Raw genomic sequence first — 17,439 nt, 5'->3', positions numbered from 1 at the left:
CTAACGAATGGTTACTGACTAACTGCATTGGCTTGAGCCGCCTGAATTTTGGCTGCGATGTCTTCGGCCTTACCTCCCATTAGTAGCTCTTGCAATGCATTATTAATAACCTCAACCGTCGCCGATCCCAACTTGGAATCGTATACTGGCGTGATTTTCACTTCCTGCATCAGATCATATAATTCAACGAACAATGGATGTGCCTTGGTTTTGTCCAGATCAATCTTGTAACTCACCAATGTGCTGCTATCCAATGTGGCCTTCTGACCATCAGGTCCTGCCAGCGCGTAGAACAGCTCCATCGCTGCCTCTTTTTGTGCGCCGCTCAGCTTTTTACTTACACCCAACCCGGTTCCTACAACACCGGATGTTGTTCTTGGTTCACCTTGACCTCCGTCCACTGGAGGAAGAATCGTAATATGTGTGTTGTTCAACACCTCTTCAGGTGCATTGTTCACCAGATTAGCCAAGGCCCATCCGCCGTTCATGACCATCGCTGCCTTACCTTGGAAATAAAGCTGCATCATCTGTGTCTCATCGATACTGTTGAATCCATCCTGGAATGCCTTGGTGTTGCCTAGCTCCTGCATCTTGTTCAATGCTTCAATAAATTGTGGATCGGTAAAGCTTGCACCCTCTTGTGCTGCCGCTTTCAGGAACCAGTCCGTACCGGTAATCCGATCAGCCAGTGTACTGAATATTGTTGATTGAGCTACCCAGTTGGCCTTGTTGCCAAGTGCCATGGGAATGACTTTATTTTGATTAAAAGTAGCAATCGCTTGTTCCAGTTCCGCCCAGGTCTCAGGCACTTTTACGTTGTACTGTTTGAAAAGAGCTTCATTGTAATAAATAAAGGAACTTGGCGCCAGATTCATCGGCACGGAGTAGATATTCCCGTCCACAGTGTATCCATCCAGTGCATTCGGGATAAAGTTGTCTTTCCACTCCGGTTTTGCGTCCAGCTCTGCATTAATGGGCTGTAACAGGTCACCTTTCACAAATTCCTTGGTCATGGCATCCGGCCACATCACGAACAGATCTGGCATCTCATTGGCAGCTGCCACCGTGCGAAGCCGGGTTTTGAGACCATCTGTTGGCAGGCCTTCATCCACAACTTCAATATCTGGATGCGCCGCGCGAAAATCTTCAATTATTTTGCGCATCGCAACCGCCTTTGCATCCTGTCCGGTCCAGTTGTGCCAGAGTGTGACGGTTACTTTGTCATTGCCGCTGCCTCCTTCTGAAGTGTCCCCGCCAGCACAGCCAGCCAGAATAATGGAGAACAATGTTATTGCCAGAAAACCCGAAAGCCATTTTTTCAACATCTCTATAATCCCCCTCGGCGATTTGAATACACTTATTGTAAATGGTAACGCTATCATACCGTAAGGTGACGATCCACGGATGCAGGGGTGAAAAATATCGGTTCCCCTATTTGGAACTTACTTTGCTGACTCATTGTTCATAATATAAAAAAAGAGCCCTCACAATGAGAGCTCTTTGTGTTGCATCCGTCGGCAGCTTCACCCCAGGCTATATATAGTGAATAAGTGCTAAATCGTATTAAATATGGATTGCGTATTATTGGATACTGTTCTTCACCAGTTCCGCAAAAGCTTCGGACCCTTGCGTAGTGAGATGTACGCCATCTTTTTCAAAATATTCGTCATGTCCCTCACTTGCACTGTTCCAGTCAATCAACGAGACATTGCTGTACTTGGATGCAGCCTCATTCAAAGCCCTGTTCACCGTTCGTTCCCATGGACGAGGTACGCGCACAGTAACCAGATATACCCGATCCTCATCCTTCAGATAATCAAGCACAGCATTCAAGTTTTTGGAGTTAAAGGAACCATTCGTCCCGAGCTCCAGCACCACTTTGCTGCCCATTTGGTTGTTTTGCTTCAGACCTTCCAATACATCGCCTGCCTGCCACATCTGACGACCGACATGTCCGTCCACATACACTCCCGATATACTTTGCTCCAGATACGGTTTTGCATCCAAAATCACCGAATCTCCAATGACGGTATAATGAACCTTGCCATCCTGGGCAGGAGGAGCCGTTTCTTCATTGTCCTGAGATGAATCAGGTGCATCATCCGTATGATCCGTATCATCGGATTGATTCGCTCCGGCGTCATCCGATGTATCATTCTCGTTCGTCACGGAGTCATCAGCCGGCTTATCTTCAGACTGACCGTCCTTGCCAGGATTGACTGAATTGTCTTGGTCGTCAGGTTTTGAGTCTGGAGCAGACTCTCCTGTTGGCTTCTCATTTTTCCCCGGATCATCTTTCGTTCCTGCTTCCGGTTTATGGGTATGAGCATCGTTCTTTTCGCCAGAGCCTGACGTTCCTGTAATAGCTGGCAACACATTCTGTCCCTGTTCCTCCGCTACGGAATTCTCTCCATTTAATGTGTTGGACATCGATACCGAATGGGAATCGGAGTTCGCTGCATGTGAGACCATCATCTGAGATACCCTATAGGACAACAGCAGAATCGTCATCAACAGACCTGCCCGCTTCACCCATACGTTACGTATACCGATTGATGACCGCCCTCTTCCCCATAATCGGGACCAAGAATCACGGAATCCATTGTACCGAATCGGATTTTCAATATATTTAAGGGACAATGAGGCCAGTACAACCGTTGCAGCAACCTGTAAAATGATTCGTACAGGATGTGCTCCTCCCGTATCCACCGCGGGATTGGTTAACATAATGACAGGATAATGCCACAGATATAATCCGTAGGATCGCTCTCCGATCCAGCGTAATGGCTTTGCGCCAATGATACGTGCCAGGAAAGACGATGGGTGAGCCAACACCGCTACCAGCAACGTTGTTGCAATAGCCTGAAGCACCATGCCCCCTTGATACAGAAACGGATCATATTCACTGCTGTTCAACATCATGTAGATTAACAAAGCAAGCGCAGCAAGTCCCGACACATCGAGCACAAGCCGATTCATGCCAGACAGAGAGTTCGACAGCTTGCGACTAGGCCACACCACGGCAAGAGCAGCACCAGCAAGCAGTGCAAATGCCCGCGTGTCTGTTCCATAATATACACGGCTCGGGTCCAAATCCGGATTATACATGATGGCCATTGCGCCAGCAGATAATTCAGCTGCGACGACAATGAAAACGACCAGCCATCCCTTTCTTTTGAACACTACGATTGCTGCGATCAGTAGAAGAGGCCATATAAGATAAAATTGCTCTTCCACAGCCAGCGACCAGAAATGTCCAAACGGTGATGGAGGGCCAAAACTTTCGAAATAGGAAACGTTGTGAAAGATATACCACCAATTGCTTATGTATAATACACCCGAAACGATATCACCACGAAGCGCAGCAAGTCGGGATGGGTCTGTACAAGCTAACCAGATCATCACCACAGCTGTCATGGTCAGCATGCCTGGAAGCAAACGCCTTACCCGTCTTACCCAGAAATCACCGAGTGAAATGCGTCCATGTTCCTGCCACTGTGACACGAGAATATCTGTAATTAAATATCCCGAGAGAACAAAGAATATACCTACACCGAGCAGTCCGCCCGGAATAAAATCCAAATTCAGATGATACGCGATTACCGCAAGTACAGCGATGGCTCGCAAGCCGTCAAGTCCGTTCATATGTCTCTTACGATTTAACGATTGTGACATGCATGCCCCTCCTTGTTACTGTGAGTCAATAACATCGGTGTTGGGGGCATAAAGGAACTCCTGATCGTTCTGGTTGTCATTAACATACGTATTGCACCTTCCATCTTTCATTTACAACATAAGAAAAGCTTCTGTTTGAAGCACGATCCAATGATGCTACATTCTGTGTGAATTCTATAATCTTAAAGAAGACGATTTGCCTGTCCATTAAGTTTAATTATTAAAATATTCTTTATATTCATTCGTGAGTTCACGTTTAGCATTATACGCCCGAAATAAGCCTCATACTTTACAGGAATAGTTACAAACGATTAAACCGATGTAACCTTTCCTGCCAGCTCATATAGCTGTAAAATCATACTCTAATTTTGTCGTTAAATATAGTACTTTTCATCGAGTGGCTAAAATTACCTGTCCCGCTTGCGCAAACCAGCATACCCACGCACAGATCGATTGAAACAATTGAATTCATAACAAAAGGCTGCCGACTTGCTCAGCAGCCAATATCCATTATAAACCTATGTCAGACCGGATTGAAAGTTTTGCTCATAATTGCTTCTTCTTGCCTAGGACCCTAGAGGTGGAACGGGTGAATCTTTTCTTCTGTCCTCGCATCCATGATCCGGTATGCTGAACGCCCTGTGTACATTGGGATTTGCAACTTCTCCAGATCAACCATTCCATTCTCCAGGAAGTACTTCTGATCCTGATATCGCTGCAAAACTTCGCCTGCAATCCATTCATGGTCACCATATGTCGTAATCTCCATAACCTTGCATTCATAAGCAAAATAAGCGTCTGTCAAAATCGGTACACTTACCTTGATTCCTTCCTCATACGGAATGCCGAATCTTGTGAATTTATCCGTAACTCTTCCACTGAACGTTCCTGCAGCTTGAATCCACTCCGAACGATGACCCGGCAGAAAATGAACACCGAATACGCCACTCTTCTCAATGAGTTCATAGGAGTATGTTTCCTTACGAAGGGAGATGCCGTATACGCCTGGTGATGATCCGATGTATGTATGCCATCCGGACGCCATCACATTCTGAACTCCCTCATGACGTGAAGTCACCACCGCTACCATTCCAGGATAAGAATAAAATATGGGTTCTTCTATCGGCTGACGCATCTAATCCCCTCTCTTCTTCGTTATAAAGACAATTTTAATTATAAAGGAAAGAAACAGGTTGAAAAAGCGTTTTGCAGACGATTTCGCTATAAGCAACACATTCACTATCATGTTATACTGAAATGGTCAATTTCTAAAAATACGATACTGGGAATGTGATAGGATATGGTCAAATCAGTCAAATATACCTCCTAAATAAATCCATTATTCAAATTTAGGAGGTTATAACTTATGTTTAATTCAATCGTGTTAGATCAGTGGGATCGAAAGCCATACTTTGACCACTACTTGAATCAGGTCAGATGTACCTACAGCATAACTGCTAATCTGGATATCACGCTATCGATCACCAAACTCAAGCTTAAAGGATTGAAGTTCTATCCCGCTCTTATTCATATGATCTCTACGGTCGTCAATGCACACAGGGAATTTCGAACCTGTTTTGATGCCGAGGGGAAATTGGGATACTGGGACGAAATGTCTCCGAGTTATACGATTTTTCATGAGGACAACAAAAGTTTCTCAACGATCTGGACGGCATTCCATGAAGATTTCGAGACGTTCCACAATCGTTATCTGGAAGATATGAAGAATTACAAAGATCACAAACAATTTGCTGCCAAACCCAATGAACCGCCAAATACTTTTCCCGTTTCCAGTATTCCTTGGGTGAACTTTACGGGATTTAATCTGAATATTTACAATGAGGGAACCTACTTGTTGCCTATTTTCACGATGGGGAAATATGTTCAACAGAACGATAAAGTATATCTTCCCTTATCCGTTCAGTTACATCACGCCGTGTGCGACGGCTACCATGCCGGTGTTGTATTTAATGAATTGCAATCACTTGCAGATCGATGCCAGGATTGGTGTTAGTTATTTAAATGACAAAAAGGCATTCCTGACTTCGTAATGGAGTCAGGAATGCCTTTCTTTTGCTCTTTTTTCAAGAGATATTTAATTGCACTTACTGTACCCACAGTTGCTGCATGTTTTGCATCCTTCCACATTCATCAGGGATGCCGAGCCGCATGAAGGGCATAAATCTCTTGATTCGATAAAGGTTTTCTGATCCTCCACTTTTGGATACGTGCTCTCCACTTGATTCTGTTCTATTAATGCTTCAGTTTCGTTCTCCTGCACATTGCTCTGTACATGACTTTCCAATGCTTTGGCGACTGCATCAGCAATCGATTCAACCCGGTTGGCTCCGAAGCCAATCGCGCCCGAACCACCGATTCCCTTGAGATGTTTGATCAACAGTTCAACCTTGTGCCCATGATCTCCGTATCGAAGGAACAGAGAGCATACTCGACCGAGTGCCTCAGCCATGGCAAACACGTCCGATCCCGCTTTGCCCACATTCAGGAAGATCTCACCCGGCGTTCCCTCCAGATCATTGATCGTAATGTAAGCCATCCCAAATGGCGTATTGATTTTGTATGTCGCACCGCGCAGTACTTGAGGACGGCTTCTGTATTGTTTATCCAGTACTGTAGAAGAGGACGGGGCTTGATCGGAAGAATGCGTGCTAACACCATCCTGGCTATTGGAAGTTCCATCACTTGCCTGTACTTCAGCATTATTCGGGTTTTCTATTACAGATACGACTGTCTTCTCTTCAGCTTCCGCCGTGTTCTGATCTTCAGCCTGGGTCGCTTCCTTCTTCGACGTGGACAGCACCTGCACATCCCTGCTGCCATCGCGGTATATCGTTACTCCCTTGCAGCCAAGGTCGAAGGCCAGTTCGTACAGCTCAGCCGTATCCTCCACTGTAAAATCAGCCGGACAGTTGGCCGTCTTCGAGATCGAACTATCCACCCATTGCTGAATCGCAGCCTGCACCCGGATGTGATTCTCAGCCGACAGATCCATTGCCGTCACATAATAGTCTGGTAAAGCTTCACCCGGATGTTCATCCAGCCAATCTTGTGCAATCGGTACGAACTGTTCATCATAACCCAGACGGCTTTGACGGAAATACTTGAAGGCGAAATACGGCTCAATACCTGTTGATGTGCCCACCATCGTGCCTGTACTTCCCGTTGGCGCCTGTGTGATCAGTGTGACATTTCGAATGCCCTGTTTACGAATAGCCTCTCCCACTTCAGGGTACGTCGCAACCATGTTTTTCATGAATCCACTCTGTAAGTACGGTTCAGCTTCGAAAGCTGGGAAAGCTCCCTTCTCTGCTGCAATCTCTGCCGATGCCAGATAGGCCTCCTTCGCCATGAATCCATACAGTTTATCCAGAAAAACAAGAGATTCAGGACTGCCGTATCGAATACGCAGCTTAATCATCAGCTCTGCCAGTCCCATCGTGCCAAGCCCAACCCGGCGTTCACGCTGCTGATTCAGTCTATTTTCCTCAAAATGATATGGTGTTGCATCGATGACATTGTCCAAAAATCTAGCCGAGATGCGAGTGGTTTCCGCCAGTTCATCCCATGCCACATCATGATTTGTTTCATCGTAGAATTTGGACAGATTAATGGCAGACAGATTACATACACCCCAGGCAGGCAGACCCTGTTCCGCGCAAGGATTAGTACAGATTATCGGATTGAAGTACCAGCTGTTGGACATCTGGTTGTAGTACTCCATGAATACCACACCAGGCTCTGCCGATTTCCAGGCTGATTCAATAATGGTATGCCAGATTTTGCGAGCCTTCAGTGTACGATAGTGCACCACCGAATGACCTGCTGCTTTCCATTGCTGCATATCCCCGTTCCACTCGGTGTCGTAGTCCGGATCGTTCGTATCGGGGAAAACCAAGTCCCAATCTCCATCCTGCTTGACAGCCTCCATAAATGTGTTGCTCACACATACAGACAGATTGGCATTGGTCACCTGCCCCATCGTTTGTTTCACGGTAATAAAATCAAGCACATCCGGATGCCAGTCATTCATCATCAGCATGAGCGCACCCCGGCGGCTTCCGCCCTGTTCAATCAGTCCAGTCGTATAACTGAACAATCCGCCCCACGATACGGAACCGCTGGATGATCCGTTGACACCTTTCACCACCGCTCGGCGAGGACGCAAAGAGGACAAATTAATACCTACGCCTCCCCCACGTGCCATAATCTCCGTCATCTCGGTCAAAGTCTTCATGATACCACCCCGACTGTCTTGCGGAGACGGAATGACATAACAATTGAAGAGTGTCAGCTCATCGCTTGCCCCCGCACCGGCAGCAATGCGGCCTCCGGGTACTAACTTCCAATCTTCCAACACGGAGCGGAACTTGGACTCCCACGTTGCCCGCTGATCGGCTGTGGATTCGACAGAAGCCATCGCTTTGGCGAGGCGGTCCCACATCTCTTCCGGTGTTTTTTCTATGTTGAGTGTCAGTTTCTCCACATTTGTCTTGATCATCTCTCCGCTTCGAGTCCTTACCTGTACAAGCTGACCCTGACGTTCTATGATTTCGCCCACTTCCTTGGTTGGGAACTTCGGATCATCCTTCGTTAATACCAATACAACATCTCCGACCTTGGCATGATTCGAATCAGCGTCCTTCCAGGCGTATCGGTCCAGAAATATTTTTTCGCTGAGTCCTTCTAGTGGGTACGATCGTTGGTTCGATTTCATCGCTACGTTCAACCTCCCGAAATAAATCTCCATTTTCACTATAAGAGTAAATTATGATGAAACACCACATATAGTGATATAAAACCAGTATATTACACCATATATTGATTTTCCATATGACTTTTATCACAGACCTTATTTTATAGACTCCCCTGCTCGGACAAACTTCTTCACACACCCTCATACGCATGAATACGATATCTGTGAATTTTTTGGCACACAAAAAATCTGGGGATAACAGCGATTGGAAGGTTATTCTGTCATCGGAGTGACAAGTGTAAATATTCCTTATTTGAACCCACATAGTTATGAACTGACTCTCATTCGTCCATACTATTACCTACGAATAAAACGTCATCACGTATGGCAGGGGAGGACACACCATGAACCGGAAAAACCCGCACCACACGAATCAACCTGTAGCCGAGCTGCCCGTTCCGCTGGAATTTGATCGAAGCTGGATTAATCAATTGGAATCACGACTGGATAAAGGAGGTCCTTGGGGGGATTATCGACTCTTCCAACTGGGGATTCAAGCCGAAGAAACCAATTTGATTCCCAATTTTGACGAGATCCAATGTCTCAAGCATCTACAAGGCCTTACCCCACTCCCTCACCAGATGGACACTGCACGCAGAGTATTATTTGAAATGTCAGGCCGGGCCATTCTCGCCGATGAGGTGGGTCTTGGCAAAACCATTGAAGCCGGTCTCATTCTGAAAGAATATATGGTTCGAGGTCTCGTATCCAAGGTACTCATTCTCGTGCCAGCGTCTCTTGTGCTGCAATGGGTACGGGAGTTGAATTCAAAATTTGGCATCCCTGCTATTGCCCAGAAAAAGGCCTATTCCTGGCAGAATGAAGTGGTTGTTGCTTCCATGGATACAGCCAAACGTGACCCGCACAAAGATATGCTGCTGAATACCGATTACGACATGATCATTATTGACGAGGCTCATAAGCTCAAAAACAAAAAAACAACCAACTATCAATTCATGCTGAAATTGCGCAAAAAGTATTGCCTGCTGCTCACAGCTACACCTGTGCAGAACGATATGAGTGAATTGTTCAATCTGATCAACCTGCTGAAGCCCGGTCAACTGGGTCGTCAGGGTGACTTTGCGGCCAACTTTGTTGTAGACAAGCGGGTTCCGAAAAATCAGGAACAGCTTAAGAATGAGTTATCCAAAGTCATGATTCGTAACCGACGCGGCGAAGGCCCCGTTCAATTTACCAAACGGAACGTCTCCAACGTGAATCTGCAATTATCGCCCGAAGAACAAGCGCTTTATGATGGTGTGACTTCCTTTGTCAAAGACCAGTACCAGGAAGCTGGCGGCAATCTGAGCAGCATGCTCTCCCTTGTTACATTGCAGCGTGAAGTGTGCAGCAGTCGGGATGCTGTATTCGTGACGCTGGTTAATCTGTCGAAGAAACTTCCGCTGGACTCTCCCCTTCGGGACAAGATTTGGGAACTCGTTGCCCATATTAAAGCGATCAAGGAAAATACCAAAGCCGAGAAAACAATGGAACTAATTCGGAACATGAATGAAAAAGTAATCATCTTCACCGAATACCGGGCCACGCAGGAGTATCTGCTAAACTATTTCCGCAACAACGGGCTTACGGCTGTACCTTATCGGGGTGGCATGAATCGTGGCAAAAAAGACTGGATGATGGATCTCTTCCGCGGGCGTGTGCAGGCCATGATTGCAACCGAAGCGGGTGGTGAAGGCATCAATTTGCAATTTTGCCATCATATGATCAACTTTGATCTGCCTTGGAACCCTATGCGGGTAGAGCAGCGGATCGGTCGGGTACACCGGCTGGGACAGCAAAATGACGTGAACATCTTCAATTTATCTACGACTGGAACCATTGAGGAACATATTCTGAGTCTGCTGCATGAGAAGATCAATATGTTTGAAATGGTGATCGGCGGGCTGGATGTTATTCTGGAACGATTAGAGAAGAAGGAGTCTATTGAGAAAAGTTTGTACAAAATCATGCTGGAATCACAAACTGATGAAGACATTCGCCGAAAAATGGATTCACTTGGACAATCGCTGAACTCTATTCAACGTGAGGTTTCAGATGAAGGGCCTGCCGTATCCGGGTTGTTAGATCTTCGTAAAGGAGGTAGCTAACTCATGACCATGTCTCCCCATGAAGTGCAGGCATATGTTCTCACCTATCTGGAAGCACTCGATTGTCAGATTATGGAGCGTTCCCCTGCCCATGTTACAGTGAAACTCTCGCCTGAGGCGGACAAAGCGTTGACCAATCGCCCCTATTATTGGGGATTCGTGGAACGAACCGGAGCACCGGCTGAGACGATGTCCTTTACATTTATATTTGATCCTGACAGTTATCAGCAGGCCATTGAAGCAGCAGAAGCCAAAGCTGCGCAAGCATCACCTCCTGTTGTGCCTAACCCTGCTGAAACGAATGGCATAACCAACGGGAGTCCTCAAGGCGAGCCACCAAAAGAAACTATTCTAGGCCGTTACTTCGGTATTACGCCATCCCTGCCACAGCTGGGGCCAGGACGAGTATTACGTGAAGAAGTGGTGTACGGCAGTCGCAGACTCCAGCAGATTTTCGGCGCTGCCCGTGAAGGCGGTGCCTTCGTGAACCTGTTCGAACAGGCTGCCAAACGGCAACTGCGGGCTACAGCCCCAGCCGTATATGAGCCTTGGCTTGGTGTGTGTTTCAAGGTGGAATTCGCCTGTGATTTGAAACGGGAGGAATTGCATTTTCTCGGCATCTCCCTTCGCTCGGGTGAAATTATAGAAAAATTCGGCACCAAGCTGAACCGACGTGATCTCAGTCCGAGACTTGCGGAGAACATGCATGTGCAGACAGCTAAAGTTTCGATATTTGACGCCGGAGCTGCTCTGGAATCTCATTTGACAAACCGCTTGCTGGAACTCGATTATAGCTGGGCCGAGAAAGCCCAAGAGCGGCTTGATCTGGAGCTGGACGTGTTGGACACCTACTATGAAGCAGTACTCCGAGAAGATACGCCTGAGGTAGAATCACCAGGTAAGATAACCTCAGACACGGAGAATGTCCATTCTAACCGCACGCCACCTGTACCACTGAAAAAAGTTCTGGATATCACTAACGCTAAACCCATTGGAGCAGATGTAGAACTGGCGGCAGAAGCCGCAGTACCGATCGACTCCGAGACAGATGCCGAAGAAGAGAAAGCAAAACAGGCGGTAATCGATCGTGAAGCTATGAAATTGCAGTATGAGACGCGCCGGACCGAGATGATCTGGCAATATGAACCCAAAGTGAAAGTGACTGCCATTAGCAGCGGCATGTTTCACTTAAGATAGACGAAGACACTACTTTTCCTGCAAATGCTGGCAAAAGTAGTGTTTATTCATGATCGGCTGCCCGACAGGTTGTGGCAACCTTTGCATAGCCTGTCCCCTAGAATGAAACTAGGAGCCGCTCAGGTAACGGATAAATGAAAAGTAGGTGTGAATTTGAAACGATTCTTTCATATGTGTTGGAATAACGCTCGGAAAACAACCTGTATAACCTTGGGCTTGCTCAGTTGTCTTGCCCTATTCTCTTTTTGGTCGATAGCCAATGCAGAGGAACAAGAAACGTCTTCACTGTCCCCCGCATCATCAACAGAATATATTCCCGAACATCTTGCCGTTGAGAATGACAAATTAGCTCCCACTGCTGTACAACGGTTTGCAGAGCAACAAGCTGTTGCACTTGGCTCAGTTGATACCGAAGCGCATTGGAAGAACGCCGACCTGGACTTCTACCCTCTGGGTCCGGGTACACATAGCTGGCTCGTTCAAGCTGAGTTTGAAGGCAAACCGATCGGATATATGATTATTACAGTCACAGAGCAGGGTCAGATGATGCTTAGTGAATATGGTCATGGAGAACAGTCACCATACAACAATGAACTTCTTGGACAAACCTTGGATCGACAACATGTGAACCTTGAGGCATTACTTGCTGGCGGAGGAGAGCTTCATCTTGGTTATACTCTTCCCCTGCTGACTTATTGGAAAGTGGAACAACCTAACCATCCTGCACTTTATATTGATGCTACGAACGGAGATGTACTACCGTCAGAGTTCCTGAACCTGCTGGAGGCTGATTCCAAACAGACCTCTGTCAGTATAACTGATTTATCCACAACGCCATCTTTATCAGTCGACCCACTTCATCTGCGACCCGTCTTCAATCCGGCTGACAATCTGTTGTGGATTACCTCCAAGCCTGTTGCTGCGGATCGAGCAAAAGATGTGATACAACACGGGGAGAATCAAGAGATTGTTTTCTCAGCGGGTGATCGTAACGTTGTATATGGCGGTCCTCTACCTGTTAGCGGGTATCAGCTGTGGCATACTGATCAGGAAGCAGAGTCTATTCTATATGTAGCGCTAGGTGGAAAATCATCCATTCAACGATTTGTCCCTTTGAGCACATTGCAGCAAGATGGCCATTTTTACATCGTAAATCCTTGATCATCAGCAAATTCTTAAGATACAGTCCAGTCAGATAAACTGTTAAACAACAAATAAGACGCCTTCCCATTATATTAAGGGATTGCGTCTTTTGGTTTACCATTAGTGAAATAGGTAAGCTATGGTCACCCTTTGCCCGAAGAACTTCGTTTATGAGACTTTGTATCGAATTCTTTTTCTTTTTTCCCCACCCACAGGGATACAGCGAAAGGGATCATACCAAACCACTTCTTCGCCCACGGCTCTTTCCTTTTGGTGCGACCTTTCCGCTCATCCTTCGGTGTATCGATATAATGAACAACACGCTGCGTAATGTATTTTACCAACTCATCACTTTTGGCCATAATTCTGCCTCCTTCGTTCCTGCACATTTGCGGAGCTTACGATAGTTCTATTGTGTGCAGGATGTGGACTGGTTAAACATTTTTTTATTGAAAGAAGTATGAAAACCCTCAGAATGCACAGTCTAATGCCAAAGGTATCCATCGAGTCATTAATCTGAAATTCGATACCCTATTCCATGAAGGAGTGTGTATTCCCATGTATAAGCTGCTGACCGCTTCGGTAGCCTTGCTAATCAGCTTCCATTGCCTTCTCATGCTGCCCCATGTGGCTTATGGAAAAGCAGCCCTGTCCCAGAACAGTCCATCCATGCTGCCAGTGACCGATGGAGATGCATATCGCTCAAGTCATCATGCCTTTGCAGCACCAGTTATCCTGCTCGATGTAGGCCATGGCGGTATTGACGGTGGTACGTCAGCCCAAGGTGTGTTGGAAAAAGATATCAACCTGGCCATTAGCCAAAAGGTCTATCTGCTGCTTCGCAGCAAAGGTTATGCCGTTATCATCAATCGACTTGGTGATTATGCACTTAGTGATGAGAACCGCTGGCTGAACAGCCGCTCCCGTCATACCAGAGATCTTGCCCAACGTAAAAGCCTTAGCGAAGAAGTAAGTACAGATATCGTGGTCAGCATTCATGCGAACTGGAGTCCCCGATCGAATGTACACGGCCCGGTGGTACTACACCAGAAAGAAGGTAGGAGTTATTTGCTGGCCCAATCCATTCAGGATGCCATGAACAAGTTGTACGGAACGGAGCACAAGGTCGTATGGGGCAAGCCCTTTTATTTATTGAATTACGTGAAACAACCTGCCGTTATCGTCGAAACCGGATTTTTGAGCAATGCGACAGATCGAGTCAGAATGAGTGATCCCGCTGAGCAAAAACGAATCGCCCAGTCCATTGCCAATGGCATTATTTATTATCTGTCGGTAGTGTAGGAGCAAAATGCCATTGCCACACATCTCGAACCAGATCACCGATTCCCACAAATTGAACCTGATTTTGCAAACGGGAGACGGATTCACGAATGACTGCGGATGTGTTCATCCCCGAATGACCGACATGACCAATGACAACACAGATATTCTTATCAATCGCACGCTGAGCAGCCAGATCCAGTTGTTTGCGAATGTGTTGCTTGGAGTTTTGATCATCCAGGAAAATGTCATTACCTACAGGTGGCATATTTTTGGATACGGCCAGTTCCCCCACCACGGAGCGAAAGTTCGTACGGCTGTCTACAAAGAAGAGGCCCCGCTCCTTGCATACATCGAGTACGATGGACATGATGCGTTTGTTCGAAGTAATTTTGGAACCCATATGATTGTTCATGCCAATGGCGTGGGGCACATCATCAATCGCTTTCTCCACGCGTGAGCGGACTTCTTCATCTGTTAGATTGGATGTGATTGCACCCGGGCCCAGCCATTCAGGTCGTCCTTTCTTGGGTTCCATGGGCATGTGCACAATCACATCCATCCCCTTTTCATGTGCAGCTATCGCATCTTTCTTCGTTGTTGGCAAAAAAGGCATGACCGCTACCGTTAATTTAACTGGCATCGCCAGGATTTCTGCCGTACCCCTCATGTCATTACCAACATCATCGATGATAATCGCTAACCGTTTGTCATTCGATGGGGACTCTGAAGCTGCCGCTGTAGGCCCTCCTGCCGATATGCCTGCGTAAAACACAATCAAAAATGCCATGATACCTGCAATGAATCGATAATTCTTTCTCTTTTCCTTCATCATGATTCCCTCCCCGTAACTTCTGTGATCTCATTGTTTGATAATGAAGGGAGGAATATGTAAGCCAAAGCCTTCCTTTATAACAATATCCCCGCCATTGGAGACCTCTATCTCAAACGAAGATCCCCATCATGCCAGTTTTTCTCCTTTGCATTAAGACAGGAACTGTCATTGAACAGTTGGAAAATAGAGATTAATTAGAAAAAATACTGTAATTTGTCAGGTTTTCAGTTTAGGAATTATTTAGTAGAATCAACAAATGAAAGAGGTTATGTGCTTCATTTCATTCCTATGATTTATGGAAGGAGGTTTTGAAAGGGTTTACATAAAATAAATGCCAGACAATCCGCTATTCTTGTTTGTTATCCCTGGTCGCGGTTTCTCTATGTAACCATTTACCATTATCGAGGAGGATGAAAGTAGTGAAATTCAAACTAAAAAAGACGATTAATGTTCTTTTGGCCTGTTTAACAGCCCTGCCTTTGATGTTAACCCCGACAAATGTGTCAGCAGCCAGCGATGCCAACATTAATTTGTCCTCGGAAAAACAGCTGATCAAGGGCTTTGGGGGCATTAACCTTCCTGCCTGGATTGGTGATCTGACTCCCGCTCAACGTGAAACTGCTTTTGGTAATGATCAGAATCAGTTAGGCTTCTCCATTCTCAGGATCTACGTCGATCCAGATTCCAATAACTGGTATCGTGAAGTTGCCACAGCCAAACGGGCTATCGAAAAGGGTGCTATTGTATTTGCATCCCCATGGAATCCTCCAAGCAGCATGGTTGAAACGTTCAACCACAATGGTGACACAAATGCCAAACGTCTGAAATACGACAAATATGCCGCCTATGCGCAACATCTGAACGACTTTGTAACCTACATGAAAAATAACGGCGTAGATTTATATTCCATTTCTGTGCAGAATGAACCGGATTATGCTCATGACTGGACCTGGTGGACTCCACAAGAGATCCTTCGATTCATGAAAGAAAATGCCGGGTCCATTCAAGGTACCAAAGTCATGGCGCCTGAATCCTTCCAGTACTTAAAGAACATATCCGACCCAATCCTGAATGATCCGCAGGCGCTTGCCAACATGGACATTCTGGGAGCACATACGTATGGAACCCAGATTTCTAATTTTGCCTACCCTCTCTTTAAGCAAAAAGGAGCCGGTAAAGAACTGTGGATGACTGAGGTGTATGTTCCGAACAGTGATAACAACTCAGCAGACCGCTGGCCTGAAGCACTGGACGTTTCCTATCACATGCACAATGCCATGGTAGAAGGTGATTTCCAGGCCTATGTGTGGTGGTACATCCGCAGACAGTATGGTCCGATGAAAGAGGACGGTACCATAAGCAAACGCGGGTATAATATGGCTCATTTCTCTAAATTCGTGCGTCCAGGCTACCTGCGAGTCGATGCAACGAAAAATCCGGATACAAACACATTTGTCTCAGCCTATAAAGGTGATAACAAAGTCGTCGTTGTGGCAATTAACCGCGGAACTTCAGCCACAAGCCAAAAATTCGTTCTGCAGAATGGTAATGCCTCCACTGTGTCCTCATGGATTACGGACAGCAGTCGAAACCTGGCAAGCGGAAACCCGCTTACCGTATCCAATGGAGCCTTCACGGCACAGCTCCCGCCTCAGAGCGTAACAACGTTTGTTGCCAACGTTACTGGCGGAAATAGCGGCGGGAATACAGGCAGTGGCACTACGTATGAAGCCGAGACCGGAACGTCACTTACGGAAGCTACCATTGAAACAATCTACCCCGGTTACACTGGCTCCGGGTATGTTAACTTCAATGCGATGACTGGTTCGGCCATTCAATGGAACGGCATTAATAACACGACAACAGGTACCAAAAACGTAAAGTTTCGTTATGCGCTGGAAAGCGGCACTCGGAACCTCGACATCTTTGTGAACGGAACCAAAGTCATCAGCAACGAGCCCTTTCTAGCTACGGGAAGCTGGTCCACTTGGGTTGAAAAAACAATACAGGTCCCCATGAACACGGGGACCAATACATTGAAAGTGGTCACCACTGGATCGGAAGGACCGAATATTGACAGCGTTAATGTTACCGCAGCGCAATAAACGTTCCATATGGCTGATGGAAGACCATTTGCTGTACGTGCAGCTAAGCACTAACCTCTTGGATACTCAAGTCTAAAGTTAGTTTTATATCAAAAAATGCAAAAAAAGACTCCTTAAGCGTTAGCTTAAGGAGTCTTTTTATTAGATGCGGTCGAGAGGACTCGAACCTCCACGGGGGTTAGCCCACACGGACCTGAACCGTGCGCGTCTGCCAATTCCGCCACGACCGCATATTGTATCTCCGTGATCAATATCGGCGACAAGAGATAATATATCATGTGGAATCTATCATGTCAACACTGAAAATAATAACAATAAAGC

The 17,439-nt window shown here is 46.4% G+C and carries 12 protein-coding genes and 1 tRNA gene; 6 read left to right on the top strand and 7 right to left on the bottom strand.

The features are described from left to right. Window positions 1–11: 11 nt before the first annotated feature. From MKZ13_RS10695 to MKZ13_RS10685, 3 genes are all read right to left on the bottom strand, one after another. Entirely contained in the window at window positions 12–1,325 is a 1,314-nt protein-coding gene (locus MKZ13_RS10695; RefSeq protein WP_036609593.1) for an extracellular solute-binding protein, read from the bottom strand. A gap of 256 nt (window positions 1,326–1,581) precedes the next feature. Beyond that, window positions 1,582–3,675 (bottom strand): acyltransferase family protein, encoded by a 2,094-nt coding sequence (locus tag MKZ13_RS10690; protein ID WP_339183886.1) that lies wholly within the window; start codon window positions 3,673–3,675, stop codon window positions 1,582–1,584. 574 nt (window positions 3,676–4,249) lie between these two features. Continuing rightward, window positions 4,250–4,810 (bottom strand): flavin reductase family protein, encoded by a 561-nt coding sequence (locus MKZ13_RS10685; RefSeq protein WP_339183884.1) that lies wholly within the window; start codon window positions 4,808–4,810, stop codon window positions 4,250–4,252. 231 nt (window positions 4,811–5,041) lie between these two features. Here MKZ13_RS10685 and catA point away from each other — a divergent pair, with 231 nt between their 5' ends. Continuing rightward, window positions 5,042–5,689: a type A chloramphenicol O-acetyltransferase gene (gene catA, locus MKZ13_RS10680; protein ID WP_339183882.1), complete on the top strand. Its 648-nt coding sequence runs from the start codon at window positions 5,042–5,044 to the stop codon at window positions 5,687–5,689. 81 nt (window positions 5,690–5,770) lie between these two features. Here the strand turns inward: catA and MKZ13_RS10675 are convergent, their stop codons facing one another. Then, entirely contained in the window at window positions 5,771–8,410 is a 2,640-nt protein-coding gene (locus MKZ13_RS10675; protein WP_339183880.1) for an adenosylcobalamin-dependent ribonucleoside-diphosphate reductase, read from the bottom strand. A gap of 383 nt (window positions 8,411–8,793) precedes the next feature. Between MKZ13_RS10675 and MKZ13_RS10670 the strand changes: the two genes are divergently transcribed. From MKZ13_RS10670 to MKZ13_RS10660, 3 genes are all read left to right on the top strand, one after another. Then, window positions 8,794–10,557: an SNF2-related protein gene (locus MKZ13_RS10670; RefSeq protein WP_339183878.1), complete on the top strand. Its 1,764-nt coding sequence runs from the start codon at window positions 8,794–8,796 to the stop codon at window positions 10,555–10,557. Window positions 10,558–10,560: 3 nt separating this feature from the next. Then, window positions 10,561–11,754 (top strand): YqhG family protein, encoded by a 1,194-nt coding sequence (locus tag MKZ13_RS10665; RefSeq protein ID WP_339183876.1) that lies wholly within the window; start codon window positions 10,561–10,563, stop codon window positions 11,752–11,754. A 210-nt stretch (window positions 11,755–11,964) separates the two neighbouring features. Then, window positions 11,965–12,915, top strand: coding sequence for a hypothetical protein (locus MKZ13_RS10660; protein ID WP_339183874.1), 951 nt, complete (start codon window positions 11,965–11,967; stop codon window positions 12,913–12,915). Between the two features lie 125 nt (window positions 12,916–13,040). Here the strand turns inward: MKZ13_RS10660 and MKZ13_RS10655 are convergent, their stop codons facing one another. Then, window positions 13,041–13,259, bottom strand: coding sequence for a YqzE family protein (locus MKZ13_RS10655; RefSeq protein WP_339183872.1), 219 nt, complete (start codon window positions 13,257–13,259; stop codon window positions 13,041–13,043). Between the two features lie 196 nt (window positions 13,260–13,455). Here MKZ13_RS10655 and MKZ13_RS10650 point away from each other — a divergent pair, with 196 nt between their 5' ends. After that, the gene (locus MKZ13_RS10650; protein ID WP_339183870.1) at window positions 13,456–14,199 is read left to right on the top strand and encodes an N-acetylmuramoyl-L-alanine amidase; all 744 of its coding nucleotides are present in this window, start codon (window positions 13,456–13,458) and stop codon (window positions 14,197–14,199) included. Here the strand turns inward: MKZ13_RS10650 and MKZ13_RS10645 are convergent. Next, window positions 14,174–15,013, bottom strand: a complete 840-nt coding sequence (locus MKZ13_RS10645; protein ID WP_339183868.1) for a divergent polysaccharide deacetylase family protein — start codon at window positions 15,011–15,013, stop codon at window positions 14,174–14,176. The two genes, MKZ13_RS10650 and MKZ13_RS10645, sit on opposite strands and share 26 nt — an antisense overlap. Before the next feature lie 419 nt (window positions 15,014–15,432). On the opposite strand from MKZ13_RS10645, the gene MKZ13_RS10640 reads away from it, so the two are divergent. Continuing rightward, complete coding sequence (locus MKZ13_RS10640; protein WP_339183866.1) at window positions 15,433–17,118, top strand: carbohydrate-binding protein; 1,686 nt, start codon at window positions 15,433–15,435, stop codon at window positions 17,116–17,118. Between the two features lie 146 nt (window positions 17,119–17,264). Here MKZ13_RS10640 and MKZ13_RS10635 read toward each other — a convergent pair. Beyond that, window positions 17,265–17,348: transfer RNA gene (locus tag MKZ13_RS10635), tRNA-Leu, on the bottom strand. Window positions 17,349–17,439: the final 91 nt, after the last annotated feature.

It is taken from the genome of Paenibacillus sp. FSL R5-0701 (genome assembly GCF_037973995.1).
Lineage (GTDB): Bacteria > Bacillota > Bacilli > Paenibacillales > Paenibacillaceae > Paenibacillus.
Note: the sequence above shows the minus strand (reverse complement) of the source record. Positions and strands in the feature narration are given on the sequence as shown.

Bases quoted from the DNA above. Each gene is read 5' to 3' on its own strand.
- MKZ13_RS10670 (WP_339183878.1), top strand. From the start codon at position 8,794: ATGAACCGGAAAAACCCGCACCACACGAATCAACCTGTAGCCGAGCTG.
- catA (WP_339183882.1), top strand. From the start codon at position 5,042: ATGTTTAATTCAATCGTGTTAGATCAGTGGGATCGAAAGCCATACTTT.
- MKZ13_RS10695 (WP_036609593.1), bottom strand. From the start codon at position 1,325: ATGTTGAAAAAATGGCTTTCGGGTTTTCTGGCAATAACATTGTTCTCC.
- MKZ13_RS10665 (WP_339183876.1), top strand. From the start codon at position 10,561: ATGACCATGTCTCCCCATGAAGTGCAGGCATATGTTCTCACCTATCTG.
- MKZ13_RS10675 (WP_339183880.1), bottom strand. From the start codon at position 8,410: ATGAAATCGAACCAACGATCGTACCCACTAGAAGGACTCAGCGAAAAA.
- MKZ13_RS10650 (WP_339183870.1), top strand. From the start codon at position 13,456: ATGTATAAGCTGCTGACCGCTTCGGTAGCCTTGCTAATCAGCTTCCAT.
- MKZ13_RS10685 (WP_339183884.1), bottom strand. From the start codon at position 4,810: ATGCGTCAGCCGATAGAAGAACCCATATTTTATTCTTATCCTGGAATG.
- MKZ13_RS10655 (WP_339183872.1), bottom strand. From the start codon at position 13,259: ATGGCCAAAAGTGATGAGTTGGTAAAATACATTACGCAGCGTGTTGTT.
- MKZ13_RS10690 (WP_339183886.1), bottom strand. From the start codon at position 3,675: ATGTCACAATCGTTAAATCGTAAGAGACATATGAACGGACTTGACGGC.
- MKZ13_RS10645 (WP_339183868.1), bottom strand. From the start codon at position 15,013: ATGATGAAGGAAAAGAGAAAGAATTATCGATTCATTGCAGGTATCATG.